Source organism: Candidatus Poriferisodalis sp. (assembly GCF_965215815.1).
Taxonomy (GTDB): Bacteria; Actinomycetota; Acidimicrobiia; order Acidimicrobiales; family Poriferisodalaceae; genus Poriferisodalis.
Map to the genome: position 1 here is coordinate 295,802 of NZ_CBDCEO010000013.1, position 23,436 is coordinate 319,237.

General features: G+C 60.5%; 8 protein-coding genes and 1 CRISPR repeat array. Of the genes, 2 read left to right on the forward strand and 6 right to left on the reverse strand.

Going from position 1 to position 23,436, the window contains the following annotated elements; all coding sequences use genetic code 11:
• Positions 1 to 51: 51 nt before the first annotated feature.
• On the forward strand, positions 52 to 660 hold the full coding sequence (locus tag ACOOHB_RS11330) for a MarR family transcriptional regulator (RefSeq protein WP_420444947.1): 609 nt from the start codon (positions 52 to 54) through the stop codon (positions 658 to 660).
• Entirely contained in the window at positions 650 to 847 is a 198-nt protein-coding gene (locus ACOOHB_RS11335; RefSeq protein ID WP_420444948.1) for a hypothetical protein, read from the forward strand. Before ACOOHB_RS11330 ends, ACOOHB_RS11335 begins: the two co-directional genes overlap by 11 nt.
• Positions 848 to 1,213: 366 nt before the next feature.
• Positions 1,214 to 14,396: direct repeats of the CRISPR family, unit length 36 nt; unit sequence GCTTCAATGAAGGGCGGATCAATTGATCCGCCAGAC.
• A gap of 171 nt (positions 14,397 to 14,567) precedes the next feature.
• Here ACOOHB_RS11335 and cas2 read toward each other — a convergent pair.
• Genes cas2 through cas7g form a run of 6 tightly spaced genes read right to left on the reverse strand, consistent with a single transcriptional unit; the run spans position 14,568 to position 23,411 of the window.
• On the reverse strand, positions 14,568 to 14,864 hold the full coding sequence (gene cas2, locus ACOOHB_RS11340; RefSeq protein ID WP_420444949.1) for a CRISPR-associated endonuclease Cas2: 297 nt from the start codon (positions 14,862 to 14,864) through the stop codon (positions 14,568 to 14,570).
• A gap of 4 nt (positions 14,865 to 14,868) precedes the next feature.
• Positions 14,869 to 16,509 carry a CRISPR-associated endonuclease Cas4g/Cas1g gene (gene cas4g/cas1g, locus ACOOHB_RS11345; protein ID WP_420444950.1) on the reverse strand — a complete coding sequence of 547 codons (1,641 nt, stop codon included), beginning with the start codon at positions 16,507 to 16,509 and terminating at the stop codon, positions 14,869 to 14,871.
• Entirely contained in the window at positions 16,502 to 17,422 is a 921-nt protein-coding gene (locus ACOOHB_RS11350; protein WP_420444951.1) for a type I-G CRISPR-associated protein, Cas3-extension family, read from the reverse strand. Before ACOOHB_RS11350 ends, cas4g/cas1g begins: the two co-directional genes overlap by 8 nt.
• Entirely contained in the window at positions 17,415 to 20,510 is a 3,096-nt protein-coding gene (cas3g, locus tag ACOOHB_RS11355; RefSeq protein ID WP_420444952.1) for a type I-G CRISPR-associated helicase/endonuclease Cas3g, read from the reverse strand. Before cas3g ends, ACOOHB_RS11350 begins: the two co-directional genes overlap by 8 nt.
• Positions 20,500 to 22,194, reverse strand: coding sequence for a type I-G CRISPR-associated protein Csb2 (csb2, locus tag ACOOHB_RS11360; RefSeq protein ID WP_420444953.1), 1,695 nt, complete (start codon positions 22,192 to 22,194; stop codon positions 20,500 to 20,502). The genes cas3g and csb2 overlap by 11 nt, the downstream gene beginning before the upstream one ends.
• Complete coding sequence (gene cas7g, locus ACOOHB_RS11365; protein ID WP_420444954.1) at positions 22,191 to 23,411, reverse strand: type I-G CRISPR-associated RAMP protein Csb1/Cas7g; 1,221 nt, start codon at positions 23,409 to 23,411, stop codon at positions 22,191 to 22,193. Before cas7g ends, csb2 begins: the two co-directional genes overlap by 4 nt.
• Positions 23,412 to 23,436 lie beyond the last annotated feature (25 nt).

Below are 23,436 nucleotides of genomic sequence, written 5' to 3' on the forward strand. Positions count from 1 at the left end.
GGCTAAGGCGTCGAAATCGGATGCTGTGTCCATACTCGCACTCTCGATGATATGATCGAGAGTGTGAGTAGATCAGCACCGGCTCTCGTCCCACTCTTCAGGTCAGATCAGCAGCTTCGCCTCTTGGGAGTCCTCTTCACCGATACCGGAGATGAGCTCACCATCGGGGAACTCGCTGAGCGGTCGAACGTCGCGCAGCCAACGGCAAGTCGAGAAGTGGCGCGCCTCACTGAGCACGGCCTCACAATCACTCGGACAATCGGCCGCAACAAGTTCGTCCGCCCCAATTGGAGCCTGCCGTGGGCCCCGGAACTGCGATCCATTCTGATGCAGACCGTAGGCGTACTCGGACGCCTCGGCGAAGCCCTCAGCAGCATGAAGGGCGTAGACAGTGCTTTCGTGTTTGGTTCGTGGGCCGCTCGCTACGGAGGCGAGCCGGGTCCATGCCCAAGTGACGTGGACGTCGTCGTAGTCGGCGAAGCTGCATTGCGGTCAGTCCGAAAAGCATGCCGCGACCTAGAGCAAGATCTGCGAGTGGAGATCAACCCGATCGTGATCGACCGTGCCAGCTGGGACTCCAATGCGCCGGAGCCCCTCATCGCCCAGATCAGGGAGCAGCCACTAGTGCCCATCTCGATCGAGGTCGAAAGTGGCACTTGACTGGCTGGCCGAGGCGATCGCGACGCGTGACCTGCAACGAGTGAAGCCCAACATGGGAGCGGCTGGTGAGCGCCTCAACGACGCGAGGCGACACGTTCGCTCGGCTCGAATACTCGCCGAAGACGACACAACCCTCGCCATAGCTGCATGCCATGACGCCATCCGTAAAGCCGTGACCGCCCACTAGGCCGCCAAAGGGCTACGATTACGCAGTGGCGAAGGCGCTCACCGCATCACACTCGACTACGCCCGACACCAGCTAGCAGACGTGGTCGACGAGAATGACCTCGACGAAGCGAACAAAATGCGACAAGATCGCGCCATGGCCGAGTACGGAGACTTCGCTTCCAGAAAGCTCAACGCAGCGCACGTACGAGCTGCGGAGAACGTAGCTGAACGCATTGTCAACGCCGTCGCCTACGCACTCGCGTCTTGACCAAGCCAGTCGAGGCGAAATCGGCGCTTCGGATTACAGACGGCCATGAGGGCTGTCAAAGCCTGCTCAGCACGGCGTCTCTGCATTCAGATGCGCCGCCAGCGCGCGCTCCCGGCTGATTCAATGAAGGGCGGATCAATTGATCCGCCAGACCAACATGGCCGAGCTGGACTGCGACCCAGCACCCGAGCTTCAATGAAGGGCGGATCAATTGATCCGCCAGACCTCGATGACATCGACACAGACATCCGGGACTCGTTCCAGCTCCAATGAAGGGCGGATCAATTGATCCGCCAGACACACCCAGCCCGCCCCGAAGCCCATCATCCACTCAACGCTTCAATGAAGGGCGGATCAATTGATCCGCCAGACGCTACGAGGTGTGCGTCGCCACCGACTTCGCCGACCCGGCTTCAATGAAGGGCGGATCAATTGATCCGCCAGACGGCGAGGTGCCGGTCGTGCTGGCGAGAGAGAGAGCGCTTCAATGAAGGGCGGCTCAATTGATCCGCCAGACTCGACGGTTACCGCCAGACCGGCTGGGCAGCCGAAGCTTCAATGAAGGGCGGATCAATTGATCCGCCAGACTGAACTTATCGGCCAGCTCATCACGAGTCTTCACCCCGCTTCAATGAAGGGCGGATCAATTGATCCGCCAGACGAAACCCGACGTCGCATTGTGTCTCATCGTGCACCGGCTTCAATGAAGGGCGGATCAATTGATCCGCCAGACCTGGATACGGTAGGTGCGCTCAAACTCCAAGAACTTGCTTCAATGAAGGGCGGATCAATTGATCCGCCAGACTCAACGAAGCAGCGTCAGCGCTGGACAGCCACATCGGGCTTCAATGAAGGGCGGATCAATTGATCCGCCAGACGCGGAATGCACTGCGACCTGCCACCGGGCCATACCGGCGCTTCAATGAAGGGCGGATCAATTGATCCGCCAGACCATGCCGACAACCGGACGTCGCAGGTTGTCGAACTCGCTTCAATGAAGGGCGGATCAATTGATCCGCCAGACGACGGCCACACGGTCTACGGCGACGGCGTCGCCATGCTTCAATGAAGGGCGGATCAATTGATCCGCCAGACTTCGCCAACGGCGAGGCAGACACCGGGTCTCTTTGGGCTTCAATGAAGGGCGGATCAATTGATCCGCCAGACTCCTGTCGCAGCGCTCAGCCATCACGCCGCCACCCGGCTTCAATGAAGGGCGGATCAATTGATCCGCCAGACACGTCGCCGGCCCCGCTGCGCCCCTGCCCGCTGTGCCGCTTCAATGAAGGGCGGATCAATTGATCCGCCAGACCAGAGTGCCGTCGTCTCGCAGCACCCGCCACACCTCGGCGCTTCAATGAAGGGCGGATCAATTGATCCGCCAGACGCTGGTCACCGATCTGGTGGCACAGCATTTCCGCGCGCTTCAATGAAGGGCGGATCAATTGATCCGCCAGACGACCATTCCACGGTGATGACAGTCGCCCAACGCGGCTTCAATGAAGGGCGGATCAATTGATCCGCCAGACGCTCGCCTGCGGACTCGTAATGCTTGCTCTCGCCGGAGCTTCAATGAAGGGCGGATCAATTGATCCGCCAGACGAGGAGTGGGTCCAGGGCGTCCGGCTCGTCTACGGGCTTCAATGAAGGGCGGATCAATTGATCCGCCAGACGCGGGGAGCGTGCTCCGTTCGGGCGACTCGGAATGGCTTCAATGAAGGGCGGATCAATTGATCCGCCAGACTCCAGACCCTCGCCGGCAGCCTGAGTGGTGGCGAGGCTTCAATGAAGGGCGGATCAATTGATCCGCCAGACCCGGGCTCTTCCCGGTCCCGGTGTGTGTCCAGTCGAGCTTCAATGAAGGGCGGATCAATTGATCCGCCAGACGTCTCGCTCAGACCTGCCACACCGGCGTCCATCTCGGCGCTTCAATGAAGGGCGGATCAATTGATCCGCCAGACTCTCGGCCTCGCTGGTGTCGCTGAGCCTCTGCCAGTAGCTTCAATGAAGGGCGGATCAATTGATCCGCCAGACTTGCGGTACGTGTCGTTCACGTTGTAGTGACTAGCGCTTCAATGAAGGGCGGATCAATTGATCCGCCAGACCCGGGCGACGGCAGCCGCCGCGCGGGCGGTGCCGTCGGCTTCAATGAAGGGCGGATCAATTGATCCGCCAGACGGCAGACACACTACCGGTGACCGTTACAGCGCCGAGCTTCAATGAAGGGCGGATCAATTGATCCGCCAGACCCACGCTGATACTCAGCATCATCACAACGGTAAATGCTTCAATGAAGGGCGGATCAATTGATCCGCCAGACGAGCCTGATACCCGACAATCACCAGTAACACACCGTCGCTTCAATGAAGGGCGGATCAATTGATCCGCCAGACGTAGCCGTCACCGTCGAGCCTCGACGCCCGCTTCAGGCTTCAATGAAGGGCGGATCAATTGATCCGCCAGACTGGCACTGAGGTGTTCTTTCGGGTTCGGGCGTCGAAGCTTCAATGAAGGGCGGATCAATTGATCCGCCAGACTTCGCATGCGGGATCACCGCCCGTTTCATCATACAGCTTCAATGAAGGGCGGATCAATTGATCCGCCAGACTGCAGTTGCGGCGCAACCAACAAGTGCCACATTGCCGCTTCAATGAAGGGCGGATCAATTGATCCGCCAGACTCCGTTGGCGGGGGAGGCTGAGCCGTACGGATATGCGGCTTCAATGAAGGGCGGATCAATTGATCCGCCAGACGTGGACATCGACCAAGTCGATGACCTGGTGGCGGCCATCGCTTCAATGAAGGGCGGATCAATTGATCCGCCAGACAACCGCATCACCGCATCTCCGAACGTCGCTTCCCAGCTTCAATGAAGGGCGGATCAATTGATCCGCCAGACCAGTCAGCACAGCGCTGGCTGGTCGTTGCGCGTCCGCTTCAATGAAGGGCGGATCAATTGATCCGCCAGACGATCGGCGCGCCGGGTCGCGCCGGCGTCGTGCTGATGCTTCAATGAAGGGCGGATCAATTGATCCGCCAGACGCAGTCTGCGCGCCTGCTTCCCGCGCCCACACCGAGCTTCAATGAAGGGCGGATCAATTGATCCGCCAGACCCAGCACGGTCTGTGCGGCATCTGTCTCGGGCTGCTGCTTCAATGAAGGGCGGATCAATTGATCCGCCAGACGGCCACGTACTTGATCACCTCGCCGTCGTCGTTCGTGCTTCAATGAAGGGCGGATCAATTGATCCGCCAGACGCTGCGCGAATCGGGATACAGCGCGGTGTTCACATACTGCTTCAATGAAGGGCGGATCAATTGATCCGCCAGACGGTTGCACGTTGGCTCGATTCCAGCGACGGGGCCTAGCTTCAATGAAGGGCGGATCAATTGATCCGCCAGACCTACCTTGGCGTCATCGCCGACCCAATCCAGCTAGGCTTCAATGAAGGGCGGATCAATTGATCCGCCAGACGTCAGGGCGATCCCGACGATGCGGGAGCTGGCGCCGCTGCTTCAATGAAGGGCGGATCAATTGATCCGCCAGACCGCGGCCCTGTCGGCATGCGCGTCAATGGCCTCGACGCTTCAATGAAGGGCGGATCAATTGATCCGCCAGACGGGGAAAGTCGGTGTTGACGCCGGTGACCAATTCCTCGCTTCAATGAAGGGCGGATCAATTGATCCGCCAGACCGGCGATGGGCCACCACTCGCTGCTGTCCGCTGAGGCTTCAATGAAGGGCGGATCAATTGATCCGCCAGACAGCCGAGCCAGGTGACGGTCCCGTCGGTGATCGCGGTGCTTCAATGAAGGGCGGATCAATTGATCCGCCAGACCGCCAGCGATGTCGAGACCGTGGCTGCCGCCGCGGTGCTTCAATGAAGGGCGGATCAATTGATCCGCCAGACCCACACCTTCAACTCTGCGCCGTCGTCGAACTCGATGCTTCAATGAAGGGCGGATCAATTGATCCGCCAGACAGCAACGCCTGCCCTGACGCCTGCTCATCGGACACGCTTCAATGAAGGGCGGATCAATTGATCCGCCAGACTCTTCATCGTCATGCCCTTGAACACGTCAATGCCGCTTCAATGAAGGGCGGATCAATTGATCCGCCAGACAGCTAGTCTGCAAGTCAGGCAATTCCAAGCTGCGCTCGCTTCAATGAAGGGCGGATCAATTGATCCGCCAGACTGTGTGAAGGTTGGTCGCCGTTTGATGGCGGTACTACGCTTCAATGAAGGGCGGATCAATTGATCCGCCAGACGCCGTTCATGAGTCGGCTCAGAGCAGGTCGAGCCCGCTTCAATGAAGGGCGGATCAATTGATCCGCCAGACCCCCCGACGACGGCGAACTCGGGATAGGCCCCAACGCTTCAATGAAGGGCGGATCAATTGATCCGCCAGACTCCACACATCCGAGCCGCCCCCCGCACGCCCGCGGGCTTCAATGAAGGGCGGATCAATTGATCCGCCAGACGCGGGCAGCGTGGCGTGGGCGGGCCGCAGACCGCAGCTTCAATGAAGGGCGGATCAATTGATCCGCCAGACATCGGCTTGCAAGTCACCACGATCAGTGTGCAGCAGCTTCAATGAAGGGCGGATCAATTGATCCGCCAGACCTGTCTGGCTCCAAATATGCGGGCGCGGTAACCGGCCGCTTCAATGAAGGGCGGATCAATTGATCCGCCAGACCAACGGAACCAGTAGTGTCCGCTTAGGTCACACTGCGGCTTCAATGAAGGGCGGATCAATTGATCCGCCAGACTACATCTCGGGCGTTGTCCCCAACGGGATGCGGCGGCTTCAATGAAGGGCGGATCAATTGATCCGCCAGACTCACGGATTCAAGACCAGCAAGCACGGCATCATCCTGGCTTCAATGAAGGGCGGATCAATTGATCCGCCAGACGCACTCCTGATGCCGCACCAAAACCGTAGCACGGGTGCTTCAATGAAGGGCGGATCAATTGATCCGCCAGACGCCGTAATTGAATGCCCAGTTTGCGGCCACGCACTGGCTTCAATGAAGGGCGGATCAATTGATCCGCCAGACACCGCCGCCTTGGCCGCCGCCCCCGCCGCCAGACTCGCTTCAATGAAGGGCGGATCAATTGATCCGCCAGACGGCGTTCAGCGACTCGGTCGCGAGCGGGAACCCGGCGCTTCAATGAAGGGCGGATCAATTGATCCGCCAGACACGACGGAGGCGGAGGTCCGTACCGACCCGATGGCCAAGCTTCAATGAAGGGCGGATCAATTGATCCGCCAGACGCAGCATCACCCGCGAAGCTGACGACGCTCTGAAGGCTTCAATGAAGGGCGGATCAATTGATCCGCCAGACTGTACCGGCAGGTCGTGCTCGACGTCGGCCGTCATCTGCTTCAATGAAGGGCGGATCAATTGATCCGCCAGACTAGTGATCTTGCAGGGCCGGTCGCAGTGGTCGCAAACGCTTCAATGAAGGGCGGATCAATTGATCCGCCAGACCCTGCCGCGTTCACCGTCAGCGTGGTGGCCGTCTCGTCGCTTCAATGAAGGGCGGATCAATTGATCCGCCAGACAAGGTGGAAAACTTCAAGACGCGCTCAAGTTAATCGCTTCAATGAAGGGCGGATCAATTGATCCGCCAGACACCATGACACTCGCCCGCCTGGCCGGCGCTCATGCCGCTTCAATGAAGGGCGGATCAATTGATCCGCCAGACCCGCATCCACCCGATCCACAGTCACCCGGCACTCGACGCTTCAATGAAGGGCGGATCAATTGATCCGCCAGACGTGGTGGCGTTGCGCGCCACCGGCATGTCGTACGAGCTTCAATGAAGGGCGGATCAATTGATCCGCCAGACCAAAGGATTCTTAGCTACACCGCGGGTTCAAGCTCCTGCTTCAATGAAGGGCGGATCAATTGATCCGCCAGACTCTGCCCGCAGGGGGGCATCACTCCACCAACTCGAGGCTTCAATGAAGGGCGGATCAATTGATCCGCCAGACGTCCCGGGATCCCATATCAGCACGTCTTCGGTCGCGGCGGCTTCAATGAAGGGCGGATCAATTGATCCGCCAGACGTTGGTCAGGACGCCGCCGGCTTCGCCGCCGAGGCTGCTTCAATGAAGGGCGGATCAATTGATCCGCCAGACTCCGGATCACTCGCGGCATGATCGGCACGCCCATCTCGCTTCAATGAAGGGCGGATCAATTGATCCGCCAGACCTCTATGGAGAGTTTCCCGGCTGAGATGGGGTTGGCGATGCTTCAATGAAGGGCGGATCAATTGATCCGCCAGACACGACCACATGGTCGCTCTCGTCGACGCGTTCGCTGCTTCAATGAAGGGCGGATCAATTGATCCGCCAGACCCCGTCCCGCATGACTCGCACAATGGCGATGTCGCGCTTCAATGAAGGGCGGATCAATTGATCCGCCAGACGCGGTGTGAAATGAAGGGGAACGCGAGCGTGAGCAGGCTTCAATGAAGGGCGGATCAATTGATCCGCCAGACAACGTGACGTTGGTGCCTGCCCGCAGCACTTCCACGCTTCAATGAAGGGCGGATCAATTGATCCGCCAGACCTGGCGCAGGCCGCCGACACTCGCATTCTCGATTTCGCGCTTCAATGAAGGGCGGATCAATTGATCCGCCAGACTTGGCGAATCCCTTTCGGAGACCCGCAGTCACGAAGCTTCAATGAAGGGCGGATCAATTGATCCGCCAGACGCTCCTCGGAGAGGAGTCCCACGCCGACGGTGATGTCGCTTCAATGAAGGGCGGATCAATTGATCCGCCAGACGTGAGCGCCTGGCCCACCGATCCGAGGTCCACGAACCAGCTTCAATGAAGGGCGGATCAATTGATCCGCCAGACTCTGGTGCGCCGGGTGGCCCGTGACCTCGAGCGCTGGCTTCAATGAAGGGCGGATCAATTGATCCGCCAGACAGTCCACCGGCGATGCACCTTGCATTCCACACATTCGCTTCAATGAAGGGCGGATCAATTGATCCGCCAGACGCACCGTCCGACTCAAGCGAGGCGACCCCAACATCGCTTCAATGAAGGGCGGATCAATTGATCCGCCAGACCTCTTCCTCACATGGGGTGGGGCGAGCTTGCGAGCATGCTTCAATGAAGGGCGGATCAATTGATCCGCCAGACTGCTTCGTCGATCCCGAGCACGGGATCAGGGCCTTGGTGCTTCAATGAAGGGCGGATCAATTGATCCGCCAGACAAGGCCGAGCGCATCGCGCCGAGCATGGCCGACGAGCTTCAATGAAGGGCGGATCAATTGATCCGCCAGACCGCACGATCCGATCACGTTCACGCGTTGGCGTTGCAGCTTCAATGAAGGGCGGATCAATTGATCCGCCAGACCCAGCGCCACCTGACCCCGCCGAACCGACTTCCTGGCTTCAATGAAGGGCGGATCAATTGATCCGCCAGACGAAGACAGGGGGACGGGGCTGCATCGTCGCAGGCTCGCTTCAATGAAGGGCGGATCAATTGATCCGCCAGACGATCACACCCACCTCTCGTAAGTTCAGGCCGTTCGGCGCTTCAATGAAGGGCGGATCAATTGATCCGCCAGACGCGGTCCGATCGGGATGCGAGTCAATGACATCGATGAGGCTTCAATGAAGGGCGGATCAATTGATCCGCCAGACCCCACCGGACAGGACGCAGAGAGAGTGCCCCCGGTGCTTCAATGAAGGGCGGATCAATTGATCCGCCAGACGCCCGCAACGCGGCGTCGGCGGCGTACGCAGCCCTGCTTCAATGAAGGGCGGATCAATTGATCCGCCAGACAGTTTGCCAAGGCCAAGCAAGCCCAACGGGATGCAGCTGCTTCAATGAAGGGCGGATCAATTGATCCGCCAGACGTCGGTACCGTTACCGGTGTTGACTTGCCAGAAGGCCAGCTTCAATGAAGGGCGGATCAATTGATCCGCCAGACCCGCACCACACTGCTGCGCATGGCCGACCCCACCTAGCTTCAATGAAGGGCGGATCAATTGATCCGCCAGACGTAACGTTGTGCTCGCTATCCCGGTCAAGAAACATGCTTCAATGAAGGGCGGATCAATTGATCCGCCAGACTCATAACGTCGTTGCACGCACGACGCGAGACCCAAAGCTTCAATGAAGGGCGGATCAATTGATCCGCCAGACGCCGAGCTGGCCTGCGTCACGGCGGGCTTGGCGGTCGTGCTTCAATGAAGGGCGGATCAATTGATCCGCCAGACAGGGCGGCGTGTCGGACGGCACCACCCTCTGGTTCGTGCTTCAATGAAGGGCGGATCAATTGATCCGCCAGACCGAGTCTTACCTGTGGGTTCCGGGCGCTGACTACACGCTTCAATGAAGGGCGGATCAATTGATCCGCCAGACGTCCCCGCAAGCGGTCCACAAGGTCTGGGTCGACGACAAGCTTCAATGAAGGGCGGATCAATTGATCCGCCAGACTCGGCAACGAGCACGGCATCGTGCCTCCCTCGATCCGGCTTCAATGAAGGGCGGATCAATTGATCCGCCAGACTGCGTTGCAGTGGTCGCAGACAACCCCGGCATCGTGGCTTCAATGAAGGGCGGATCAATTGATCCGCCAGACAGGTCAAGTTGGTGCCCTAATAGCACCAGTTATTACCGCTTCAATGAAGGGCGGATCAATTGATCCGCCAGACTGCTGGTCCGGACACCCCCACGCCCACGTCACCCGGCTTCAATGAAGGGCGGATCAATTGATCCGCCAGACAGCCCGACGAGATGCCCCGGACCGCGCTCAGCCTGGCTTCAATGAAGGGCGGATCAATTGATCCGCCAGACACGGCACAGTGCGGCCCCGCGGATGCAGCGCTAATCGCTTCAATGAAGGGCGGATCAATTGATCCGCCAGACCGACTCGCCGACCGAGTCCAACCCAGCGGTCGGGATGCTTCAATGAAGGGCGGATCAATTGATCCGCCAGACGTCCCGAAAGGACATGCAGGATTATCTGGGGTACCATGGCTTCAATGAAGGGCGGATCAATTGATCCGCCAGACCGATAACCCCCGGCTGCCAGCTTCCGGGCAACGCTTGCTTCAATGAAGGGCGGATCAATTGATCCGCCAGACGGTCAAGTTGGTGCCCTAATAGCACCAGTTATTACCGCTTCAATGAAGGGCGGATCAATTGATCCGCCAGACAACAAATTTCCCAACCTTCTTAATACCGTCAACGAGCTTCAATGAAGGGCGGATCAATTGATCCGCCAGACCTCGTCTCCTCGAGCGGGGGCCAACATTTCGCCACGCTTCAATGAAGGGCGGATCAATTGATCCGCCAGACCAGTCCCCTTGGCCCGTTTGTCTCGCTCATTCACCCGCTTCAATGAAGGGCGGATCAATTGATCCGCCAGACCGAGCCAGGGAGCTAGGCCGAGTAGGCCGAGTACCCGCTTCAATGAAGGGCGGATCAATTGATCCGCCAGACTTTTGCGTCGGAGTCGTGGGTGGTGTACGTCCATTGGCTTCAATGAAGGGCGGATCAATTGATCCGCCAGACGAAGGTTGGTCGCCGTTTGATGGCGGTACTACAACCGCTTCAATGAAGGGCGGATCAATTGATCCGCCAGACCGCGGTCTGCGCGCCGGCATCGGGCCATACGCTGGGGCTTCAATGAAGGGCGGATCAATTGATCCGCCAGACCCGGTGACCACTTCGTCCAGCCGCTTCGCTGCCTTGCTTCAATGAAGGGCGGATCAATTGATCCGCCAGACGAACTGCTGTGGCCGTTCCAGCTCGACGCTGTGAACGCTTCAATGAAGGGCGGATCAATTGATCCGCCAGACGAGGTGCTGCGGATCAGACGAGAGCAGGCCAAGACCGCTTCAATGAAGGGCGGATCAATTGATCCGCCAGACCCGTCGGTCAGCACCTTCTCGCTGTATCGCTCGGGGCTTCAATGAAGGGCGGATCAATTGATCCGCCAGACGTTGGATGTTGAGAGGCGTTTTATCCAAGGTAGTTCAGCTTCAATGAAGGGCGGATCAATTGATCCGCCAGACGGATGTCGTTGGATTTACACAACTCAAAGTACCTGGCTTCAATGAAGGGCGGATCAATTGATCCGCCAGACGCATAGCACGCGCTGTCGTTGATGACGTCGGTATCGCTTCAATGAAGGGCGGATCAATTGATCCGCCAGACTGCAGCGTCTACGCCGCCGGTGAGCACGCCGATTGGCTTCAATGAAGGGCGGATCAATTGATCCGCCAGACTGGAGCTGCCCGCCTACGCCGTTGTCGTCGAAGCCGCTTCAATGAAGGGCGGATCAATTGATCCGCCAGACGTGGTTGCACGTTGGTTCGATTCCAGCGACGGGGCCTAGCTTCAATGAAGGGCGGATCAATTGATCCGCCAGACCCCGACCGAGACAGCCAGCCGACAGGCTGCTGCCGAGCTTCAATGAAGGGCGGATCAATTGATCCGCCAGACGCACGAAATAACGCCGCACCTTGTCGCCGCTCCGACCGCTTCAATGAAGGGCGGATCAATTGATCCGCCAGACCAGCCCCGAGAATCTCCGCGCCTCGTTTTCCCGCCAGGCTTCAATGAAGGGCGGATCAATTGATCCGCCAGACACGAACACCCTGCCGGCAGCCTCGCGGCGCTACTGTCCGCTTCAATGAAGGGCGGATCAATTGATCCGCCAGACACCGGCCGACAGTCCCGCAGGCCTCCCCCTGCCTCCGCTTCAATGAAGGGCGGATCAATTGATCCGCCAGACGCCGGTAAAGTCCGACTGCCCAGTGAAGGTCCACGCTGGCTTCAATGAAGGGCGGATCAATTGATCCGCCAGACTCCGCGATGTAGCTCGGCGGGAGGTTGTCGGCGTTCTGGCTTCAATGAAGGGCGGATCAATTGATCCGCCAGACCTCAATGTCGGACTGCAGAGACGGCGGCAGATGACCGCTTCAATGAAGGGCGGATCAATTGATCCGCCAGACCACCAGGAGGTTGACCATGAACTGCACGGCGATGCCGCTTCAATGAAGGGCGGATCAATTGATCCGCCAGACTTCATAGCCCCCAGCATACCCGACGGCCGAGCGTGTGGCTTCAATGAAGGGCGGATCAATTGATCCGCCAGACACGGCCACGTACTTGATCACCTCGCCTGCATCGTTGGTGCTTCAATGAAGGGCGGATCAATTGATCCGCCAGACGTTGGATGTTGAGAGGCGTTTTATCCAAGGTAACTCAGCTTCAATGAAGGGCGGATCAATTGATCCGCCAGACGCTCGTTTCTGTCCTAGGTGTGATGACGCTCCACTGGCTTCAATGAAGGGCGGATCAATTGATCCGCCAGACGAGCATCGGGCGATCGAGCAGCACGCTGCGTACATGCTTCAATGAAGGGCGGATCAATTGATCCGCCAGACGGCACCACATCGGGGACGCACACGCCTTGCGGGTCGCTTCAATGAAGGGCGGATCAATTGATCCGCCAGACAGCCGATCGTCCTCGGCCAGGGCGAACGTCGTCGCGCTTCAATGAAGGGCGGATCAATTGATCCGCCAGACTCGACCGCATCGCCGAGGGCAAGCGTCCTTTCGAGCTTCAATGAAGGGCGGATCAATTGATCCGCCAGACCCCCCAAACAGGTCGCGGCGCACCCCAGGTGCGCCGGCTTCAATGAAGGGCGGATCAATTGATCCGCCAGACACTCTCCCGGCGACGCGCTGAACGTCCACGGGCACGCTTCAATGAAGGGCGGATCAATTGATCCGCCAGACTGCCAGCAGCAGCCCGACCCGATGCCGGGATATCATGCTTCAATGAAGGGCGGATCAATTGATCCGCCAGACGCGATCGCTGCCTGCTCCCCGGCCTTGACATGGCGGCTTCAATGAAGGGCGGATCAATTGATCCGCCAGACCTCCGGGCCTGCGCGTGAGGGGGTTGGTTGGTGCTGCTGCTTCAATGAAGGGCGGATCAATTGATCCGCCAGACCAGCGCCTGGCCCACCGAGCCGAGGTCCACGAACCAGCTTCAATGAAGGGCGGATCAATTGATCCGCCAGACGCCACTCTTGGGCTCATGGTACGAGCGTTGATTGAGCTTCAATGAAGGGCGGATCAATTGATCCGCCAGACGATGGCCCGTCGATGGTTCGTCCAGACCTCTGACAGGCTTCAATGAAGGGCGGATCAATTGATCCGCCAGACCTACAGCATCCAAGCCTCCACACACATCGCTCTCCGCGCTTCAATGAAGGGCGGATCAATTGATCCGCCAGACCCGCTGCAGCACCTCGAACGAGCCGAGACCGTTCTCCTTCAATGAAGGGCGGATCAATTGATCCGCCAGACCAGCTGACAGCTGACGGCATCGCGCTCTGCGATCATCCTTCAATGAAGGGCGGATCAATTGATCCGCCAGACCACTGGACCTACGGCCGCAACACCCCGACTTGCGCTTGCTTCAATGAAGGGCGGATCAATTGATCCGCCAGACCAACGTCCTGACAATCCCTGCTACTCGTGTTCACGTGCTTCAATGAAGGGCGGATCAATTGATCCGCCAGACCACGGCCACCCTCGGGGACCCGTTCGCCGACGCGCTCGCTTCAATGAAGGGCGGATCAATTGATCCGCCAGACCCTGGGCTGGTCCGGCTCGCACTCCTCGTCGTGGTATCTGCTTCAATGAAGGGCGGATCAATTGATCCGCCAGACCTCAAGGCATTCGACGGCCGCTGTCGTGACTGCATCGCTTCAATGAAGGGCGGATCAATTGATCCGCCAGACCACGACCGCGTCTCCGACCGCGTCTGACCCCCTCGACCCTTCAATGAAGGGCGGATCAATTGATCCGCCAGACCGTTGTTGGCTTCCTCGGTGGTGCGTACGGCGTTGAGCCTTCAATGAAGGGCGGATCAATTGATCCGCCAGACCCGTAAGATGACGCCGGTGGAGGTTCAAGGACATCACGCTTCAATGAAGGGCGGATCAATTGATCCGCCAGACCGGGGTCAAGCCGGACACCTGTTCCACGAGGTACGTGCTTCAATGAAGGGCGGATCAATTGATCCGCCAGACCCCCGCAAATGTCGTCGTACGGCCGGCTGGCTGTCGAGCTTCAATGAAGGGCGGATCAATTGATCCGCCAGACCACCGCTGCGCGGCGGCTGCCGCTCTGCGCGGCACGTCTTCAATGAAGGGCGGATCAATTGATCCGCCAGACCACAACCGACACCTGCACGATCAACAGCAGCGACACACTTCAATGAAGGGCGGATCAATTGATCCGCCAGACCCGCTCTCGATATCTACCGGGTTTGACCAGCAGTTTCGCGAGCAGTTGCGAGCGCTCCAGGCTGGAGCGCTCGTGAGAAGAACCTTATTCGATTGTCAAGGTGCAGAATTGGCCCGTACTTGCGGGGTGCGAGCGCTCCCCAGGCATCGAGGCCTGACCGGACCACTCGCATCAGACGATGATCGGTCCAGATTGGGGTAGTGGCGGCGCGTTGCCGAGGAAGTCGAAGCACTCTCGACCTCGCTCCGTCGGCTTCCCGAGATCGATGAAGGCGATCGTGTCCTCGCCATGGTGGATGACTTCTCCAAGCTCCATCTTGAGATCGATCAACTCGATGTCATCGAGATCACTGATGAACACGCTGTAGTGCATTGGCCAGCCGTATGCCTTCATCGCCTTGTGCACCCTACGGAGTCGCTTTGGATCGCTGATGTCGTAGGAGACCAGAAATCGGCGACGACTGCTCATGTTCTTACCTCGTGGTGAATGGAACGTACTCGGGAATCTCACCGAGCATGCACGCAGCAAGCACTCGGGCCTGAACTTCGAGCACACGTCGATAGGTGATCTTGTAGCCATACGTAGGATGGGTGATCTCGTGGTCGAGCCTCCTCTCGTAGGACGCGATCACGGCTCGACGAGCTGATTGCTCGAGCGCGACTCCCCCAGCTCGTATGACGAAACCGCTCTTGGTCACCTCGCCGTTGTTGACAGCGTTGATGACGACCGACTCGGCGATGATGGGGCGGAACTCCTCAGCCAGATCAAGTGCGAGTGCGGGCCGCCCGAACCTGGGACGGTGATAGACGCCCAAGTACGGGTCGAAGCCGATGGACAAGGCGACCGCGGTGAGGTCCTTGACCAGCAAGGCGTACAGGAATGACAGCAGGCAGTTGACCGGGTCGCGCGGCGGCCGTCGGTTGCGCCCATCGAAGTCGAACGTTCCGAGACGGTCATCCTTCAGCATGGATCCGAAGCTGCCGAAATATGAACGGGCCGCTGCGCCCTCGAGGCCCAGTAGCGACTCGATCGAATCGGTTTCGCCCGCCTTCGAGGCGAGATCCTTCAATTGCTGCACAGCCGCCTCTACCGGCTCGCGGGAATTGCGCATCAGCAGCGTTCGGGAGTTGCGGATCTTGCCGACGACCATCTGCCGGGCGAGCGGCAAGCCGGCCTGAGCTGCCACCGCAACCTGACGCCGCCGCAGTTCCACATGCTTGGATGGCATGCCATGCGCTATCCCCGAGAACCATCCTCCGTAGCTGAACCAGCACACCGGTATGTCCTCGCGGAACGCCGCGTGCAGCAACTGCGTGGACACTTGCACGTTCCCGCTGAGGTTGATCTGCGAAACGTCGATGAGACGATCGCTGCGTACCACTTCACGATTGACCTTGACCTCTACCCGACGTTGGCTGACGCCGAGCCGAGCACCCTGCTCCGTCACATACAACGGACGAGCCGCCGAATCGCGTGGTGTGAGTCGCCGCGGAGCCTTGTCGACGCGACCGGTATGAAAATTGGTCTCGTCCGGCAGGCAGATTCCAACCAGCGAACAGCGCGGGCACTTGGGGCTGTCCACCAAGGGCGGTGGCGGGTCGTCCGAAGCCGCTACGTGACGCAGTCGCTCAACGACATCGAGCACCCGCTGCATGAGCCGGTCGTCGAATTCAACGGTCGTGCGCTCGCGGGACGAAGCGAAGTAGAACTGGCCCTGGTCGCAGTCATAGCCCTCGTCACGCAAGATCAGACCGATAGCAGCCAGCTGCAGAAGCTCCGGCTCCCAAGCTGGTCCGTGCTTGGGGGGCCGGCCGCGTTTGACCTCGACGGGAACGACCTTTCCGTCGAGGCCCTCGACGATGTCGGTCTTGGCGATGAGCCCAAGCCGCTCGGAGCTGACGAGCACCGAGCGCGCATTGCGCACTGGATCGTCCTCCGAGGACACGCCCATGCTTCCGCCGCCTTGATCCACGCTGCGATGCACGTAGCGGCCGTGCACCGTGTCGGCGTTGTCTTCGAAGCGACTCTGGACCCACTCCAAGTAGAACAGTCGCGGGCAGTACACGAACTCATTGACCATCCGGGCCGGAACGAGTTCGGGTACGTCAGTCACGTTGCCAGATCACCCTGGGTGGGCCGAACGTGCCGTAGCCGCCCTGGTCGCTGCGACGAATCTGGGACTGCATGACCCTCGTGATGCCCCAGCCTTGGTACTGGTCAGCGCGGTGTCGAAACTGCCGTGCCGATTCGCCATTGCTCGGCTCGGGCGCCGACGCGTGAGCTAGTAACGACCTCACTGCGCCAATGGTCGCGGGCCGACCCCATAGAGGCCACGCAAAGCTGCCGCGCTTCCAGCTCCCGGAACAGCCCTGCGTAGCAGTGCCTCGGGCAGAACGAAAGCAGGGGTACCGGCTCAGGCCCAATAACGCGAGGGCCTCTGCTCCTGGATTGGTGAGCTTCTTGTCGGACGACGGATTCACCGAACTGAGCGCGTACACACGATCGTCGACCACGTCCCACATCAGCGAGGGGCGAGTGCTCGCGTACGACCAAGGAAGAGTCATGTCCGCGACAAGTTCCTCGCTGGTTACGTCACCGAGAATCTCGCGTGCCATCGAGACGAACTTCATCTGGCCCGCTGTGAAATAGAAGTCCGACGGTTTCGCCTTGCCGCTGTTGTCGAGACTGTTCTCCGCTACCAGGCACATCGCGAGAACGCCCACGGCCGGACTGGAACGTGCGTTGTGGAGGTATTGCGTGATCGCTGCTGGGTCGAGCTTGAGCTTCTCGTCGACCGTTGCAGCCAGCGCCGGGCCTTCCAGCCAACGCTCTGCCGACGCGAGCGCCGTCGCGGCAATCGCTTCGGCATCGCCGTCAACGCCCAACACCGCATGCGGAACCGCATCATCGGTCCAATGCAGCGACGTCGACTCCCCCGCATGCTCAGCCGCGGCTTGGGCTCCGAGCGCCGCCAGGAAGCCAAGTGGGTTGTTGCCAGCAAGTCCAGGCAATTGCCGCTCAGGCATCAACGGACTCCCACTTTGCTCGAACCCCATCGCGAGCTTCTTGGGCGCTCTGCCGGTGATCAGCGAGGCGGAGAATTGCTTCGAGCCACGCAAGACCGTGGTGGCCGTACTTTGCGCTCAAGCGCCAGAAACGATCAGTCATCTCGATTGCCATGGGTGTGTCGCTGAAGTTCGTACGCGCGAACAGCATCGTGCCGTCCAACTCATATGCCAAGTCCTGCGGGTAATCGTCCGAGACGATTCGGGGCAGGGGACGACCCTGGCCGTGATGAGTCGCCACGAGATGCAGCACCAGGTCGGGATCGTGGCAACACGCCATGAGCTCCTGGGCTGACTGCGCCATTGCCACACTTGCAACTTCGTGGCGCACGGGTGGCCACAGGTGAGGACGAGGTCGAGCGGAAGGCAGTGACTTCGCGAGTGGCTTGTCCTGCATCGCTTGACGGACGCGATCATGGCCGACCATCTGCGCCTGGAATCGGCTATCTACCTTGCCGAGATCGTGCAGCTCGCCGGCGCGTCGCAAGTCTGAAATCAACGCATCTGAGAGTCCGAGGCGGTGCCCGAATGCTGCCGCACGCTCGCCGACACCCGGGAGGTGGTCCTCCAAGAGGACGCCGGTACCTGTCAGGGACGCATCGTTGCCGTCGATTCCGAGCGTCGCGTCATCCACGGAACGCTCGACGACTACGAAGTAGTCCTCGAGACGAGCTTGATCCGATGGAGTGGCAACTTCGGACGATGCCGGAGTCACTAACTCGACGCTGAATTCACGCTGATCCGCCTCTGCCAGCCACCGCAGTGTTCCGAGTTGTTCTTGCACCGCGCTTCGCGCAGTACCGCTCTGGCGACCGTTCGCGAATTCTGCGTCGTCGAGCGGCCGAGAATGTCCGGCAATCAACCACGCGGGCAACAAGCCGCTCTCGGCTGGCTGCGAATCAGCAACCTGCAGGACGCTACGGGCCCACGCCTGCACCTGCTGCCTCCTCGAGAGTGCCGCGGGTTGGGCCTCTTCCGCCGCAGCCTCGCTGATGGGCTCCGGCAAATCCGCAACGTCGCCGCCAAGTCGGTGTTGGATCTGCAAACGCAGACCATCGCCGAGGCGCAATGTGCGTCGCCGTCCGTACGCCCATTGAGCCTCGTCACCCAGGTCGTCGGCAGCCGGGTCCGCTGTGCCGTCGTGATCGTCAGCACCAGGTCCGGTCCTGACGACCTTCGTACGCTGAGGATCCCAAGTGCCAGCGGTGAGGCCGCCTCGAGCTGGATCGACCAGCAAGACGTCGCCCGGTCGCACATCGTCAATTCCAACTTCTTCGAAGATTTCGTCACCGCCGCAGTACCGGCAAACGAGATTGCTCGCTGTACTTGCAGTCTCATCACCAGCGCGAATCGGCCTGCTTTGCGGGGCGGGTGTGCCGACATCCGCGGTCGGCGTCTCGTCGGCTCCACGCAGCCATGCACGTGCCGCTGACATCGGCACCGACAAGTGCTCCGCTGGGCGCGGTGGCACTAACCGCAGTGCCTCACTGCTTCGGTCCTGGCGCCAGATGATTGAGACCTCGGGCTCCGGAGGATTCTCGTCGAAACCATGCAGGAAGTCGCTGATGTCCGGTTGCACAAGAGGTTCAGGATTCGTCTGCGTCCACGCTTCGATGTGCGTGGGCAGCAACAACGGTGCTTGTGCTGCTGGCGCGCTCGCGTCGACGGGAAAACCCTTCAGCCTCTCGCTCGCCGGACCGACATCAATTCTCGCTTCGGCGGCACGCTCCCCCAACTCACGCCAGGTGACACGGACCGCTTGGCCGTAAATCGGGTCAGGGCGCTCGCCTTCGACATCGGACTTCAGGCCAAGAATCCAACAGCGCGCCGGTTGACCCGTGCGCTTCGCCAATGTTCCGCGCCGGTCGAGGCGACCTACCCGCTGGCGGAGGCTGTCGAGTGGGCACGCCTCAGTGATCAGCGCATCGAAGCTGAAGTCGGCGCCGACTTCGATCGACTGCGTTGCTACCACGACCGTCCGATCCGCATCAGGATTCCGGCTATCGGGATCAACTAGCTCAGCGATCTCGCGGAGTCGACGCTCCCGGTCCAGCGGGCGCATGCGACCGGTAATGAGATGCGCTATGAATCCTTCCTCGCTCAAGGCACGCTGCACCTCTCGTGCTGTGCGCACTCGATTCACGACGACGCCGACGCTTCGTTCGTGTTCTTGGAGTTCGTCCTGGATGATGCGCAGGATCTCCTTCGGCAAGGCCGCATGGGGTGCTTTGCCCGGCACTAGCACTAGACGCGCCCGCTTCGGCGCATGAGTGATGAGACGGAGCCGCTCTCTCGATGCATCCGGGCCTTCAAGGTCCGTGGAGGGATCAAGCACGAAACGACGACGCTCATCGCCGGGGGGCGTCGCCGACATCTCGACGATGCAGCCCCTCTTGGGCAGCAGCGTGTCATCGAAGGAGTTAATGGAAGCTTCCAATCTGATATCGCGCAATGTGGCCACGAACGGCCGACTCAAATGGACCTCGTCGAGAATGACCAAGCAGTCGTTGCCCGCCAGGCCCGCATGGATCGGCCGCATGCCTGAACTGACCCCATAGCCACGGAACAAGAGCTTCGAGCCGAACTGGTCAACCGTGGAGACCATCACCCACGGCTGATCGGGCCGCGTCGCCCACTCATTGTCGAGCGGGATTCCGCCGCGCAGTGCCGAGACACCAATGGGCTGGTCCACTTCAGCGGCGACCTCATAGAGGGCTGATCGCACTCGGTCAAGCACACCGCCATCCGCATAGCGGATTGCATCGCTGATTCGGTGGGCTCGCTTATAGACCTGATCGACGACGATGCGGCGGTCGATGACGAATACGACGCGTCGCGGGAACACCTCGGGTTTGGCCGCTAGAGCGAACACTGCCGTATCGAGCACCGCCGTCTTGCCAGCACCTGTCGGTAGGTCGATCACCTCGGGCCAACACTCCTCTGTGAGCACTTGCTCGGTGAGGCGCACCTGCCAGGGATACGGCGACTGATCGTGGACAGCCTCGAAGAAGGAAGCAAAGTCGTCGGCAAACAGCTGTTCAATGCTCAACTTGGCCCAGCCCGTCTCTGGTTTCAGACGTCGTCGGTCGTGCCGGAAGTGGTCGCATGAGGCCAAGTCCAAGAAACCTGCCGGAACCCAGCACGACCGGGCCCTCGACTTCTGCGTCGAATCGCAAGGCCGCATGTACAAGCCGCCGACGGACCTCGTCACCTCGTCGAGAGCCCTGCACGAAGGCCGGAAAGGCAGCAGCAGGCCGGGCCCCGGTCATGAGCGGATCGAGCGAGATTGCTACCGATGCGGGCTCGGGCAGATCGACATGAACGCACGATTGCCGCACCTGATCTTCCGCTGCGGCCCAGGCCTTCGCTCGGGCGGCAGGCGAACCCTGCGTCAGCCGACCCGGGTTCTTGGGCAGGGCAATCGGAGTTGCGCTCACCCAGTCATGGGAAGGCCGAGACCATGCTCGAGGTTCAAGGCTTTTGAACTCGAACGGCGGTTGTTTGCGTTGGAGATCAACCACGGCGCCACCGGGAAGTGTCAGTCGGCACTGACCATTTGGCTCGGCTCGCTCCCACAGGCCGATAGCTCGCAAGGCAGCTCGCGTCGCCGCTTCGTCGAGCCCATCAGGCAGTATCACGGCCATGCCCATGAGTCGGCCATCTGCGTGGATGTGACCGACGTTCGGCAGCGCCAAGAACGCGATGTGAGGGTCACGGCTCGGCCTGCCGTCCGGCAGATGGCCACTGAGGCCTTCCGGCAACGGGTCGTCAGCGTGATGGAAAACCGCTCCGCGCAGCGCCTCAGTCAGTTCCACCGTGCGCGTCAACGGCAAGTGGCGTTTGTCGCCCGGTAGTTCGAAGACAACGAGTTCGCCAGCGATATCGGGTCGCACGGCTGCAGACGCGATGCCTTCGTCGGTGTCCACATACGCGTATCGAACGCCGACGAACGGCAACGCACGCGGCCGGATGCCTTCGTGGGCCGCATGCATCTGCTCGAGAGCAGCAAGCTGGCCGCGCTGAGCGCAGCGCAATATCGTCGTTCCGTTGCCCGGCCGCATCGTCGGCTCCGGTGCACTCCGGAGCAACCGGCACGACACCAGCGACGACGAATGTCCAAGGCGAGTCACTCTGCCAAGCAACACGTCAAGCGCAGCCGCGACGCCGGACGAAGGGGCTGTCTCCCAGCTGAACGTCACATGGGGGCAGTCAGGTGTGACGGATGGAAACTGACGTTCCTGTTTGCCACGGCCCTCTGGAAGGAGCGCGGCCGCAGCGCTTGGATTGGTCGTGCCCACCGGGCCGACCATTGATGCCACATCGCGTTCCTTGTCGATTTTGTCGCGCAAGCGCTCGATGGCTTGGGCCACCTCGCCGCCGGTTGATTCGAGCTCTTGGTAGTACCCATCAAGGAAGTCAGACAACCGCTCGACGCGACGCCGATACTGAGCACCCGAGACGACCGATGCATCGTTCACGGGAACGAAGTGGCTCACGGGCCGGCGAACGGCCGTGTCCTCGGATCGAGACGCCGTAATCGCCGGTGCGGCCTGGCCTTCGAGCCACTCCAGCGCGCGCCGCTCGTCGACATCGGGAACGTCAGCGGCGGCCCACGTCGCCACGAGCGCCGAGAACAAGCGCGCTGGGTGCGGCGGCCATTCGTGCTCACGGCGGTCGTGGTGCGCCGTCGCCACATAGCGGCCGGTCAAAAGCGTGACCTCGACGGCAATCACACCGAGGCACCCTCGCGCGCTGACACATCGCGACTGCGCCGAAGCAACTCAATCAGCTTGGGCGCCGGCACAAGCCGGATCTCGTCAGTTGCCCAGCCGAGGCCCGCATCCGCTGCCACATTCGCCGCCTGCTCTACAAGTGCGGCGCTCGAATCGCGACCGATAGCGACAATCTCTGGCGCGGACCCGTCGCGCCCGACGAGTTCGACAGACGGCGCATGCTCGGGAATCAGCAAGCACCGCGAACGCAGATCGAAGTCCATCTCGTAGCCATAGGCGATCGCTGCGACGCCCAACGCAGCAACAGCAGCGCGGGCAGAAACAACAGCCTCATCGCTCTGATCAGCGAACTTGAGCCGGCGTAGTGCGGCGAGCGACATCACGGTGGTCTGACGTGCCGATGAGATGGTCACCCCACCAGCGAGCGCGTCAATCGACGGCGCGATGTTTCCGTGGTTGATTTCTGCCGGGCGACCGTCAGAACCCGCAGCCTTGGGCTTGCCCTTCTCGTGGAGGGCTTCGTCTTTGTCAAGCGTCCATCGCTGCTCAGAATCGCTGTGCTCGTACGCCACTGCCGCATTGCGTTCGATTTGGAGCGGATCGATGCGGCTGCCCACCTTGTTGCCAACCTTCGCATCGAGCCCGACTATCTCGGAGACGAACGCTCGTTGGAACTTGGCCCCGAGGCCGCCCTTGGGGCCGGTCGAATCCCACTGGCCGAACAGCAGTGCAGTCGGCGCGTACTGGAACATCGCCGTCGCATTGCGGGGATTGGCGTCGGTGATTGCGCGGCCAACATCCGACAGGCGGAACAGGGTGCCATCAAGCAGGCTGTCACGGAAGATCGCATCCGCAAGCCGATGCGGAGCTTCGAGCACCGTCAGCCGACCGATGTCAGCGACATCGGCCTCGACTGCGAAGTCCACGAAGGGGACGGGAAAGCTCAAGTCTCCCGCTTCCCAGCCTTCCAACAGCGCAAGCTCGGCTCGATTGGCCTGCGACGCGACTGAGTCGAGCAGCACCGTCGTAACCACGCGGTCGCCGACCTGTCGCTCCTCGATCGCATACTTGTGCTCCGCGTTGCTCGCGACGGCGTAGGTAGGCGGGAAGACTTTCCCCCCATCACCGTCTGCCGGCTGCAGGCTCAGCACAGAGCGCAGCGCAACCGCTTCGCCCGCCACGGCGTCTCGCAACATTTCGTAAGTCAACTCAGCCATCTGTTTGTCCTTCCCAGCAGCACAC

Bases quoted from the DNA above. Each gene is read 5' to 3' on its own strand.
- cas7g (WP_420444954.1), bottom strand. From the start codon at position 23,411: ATGGCTGAGTTGACTTACGAAATGTTGCGAGACGCCGTGGCGGGCGAA.
- ACOOHB_RS11350 (WP_420444951.1), bottom strand. From the start codon at position 17,422: ATGCCTGAGCGGCAATTGCCTGGACTTGCTGGCAACAACCCACTTGGC.
- ACOOHB_RS11330 (WP_420444947.1), top strand. From the start codon at position 52: ATGATCGAGAGTGTGAGTAGATCAGCACCGGCTCTCGTCCCACTCTTC.
- cas2 (WP_420444949.1), bottom strand. From the start codon at position 14,864: ATGAGCAGTCGTCGCCGATTTCTGGTCTCCTACGACATCAGCGATCCA.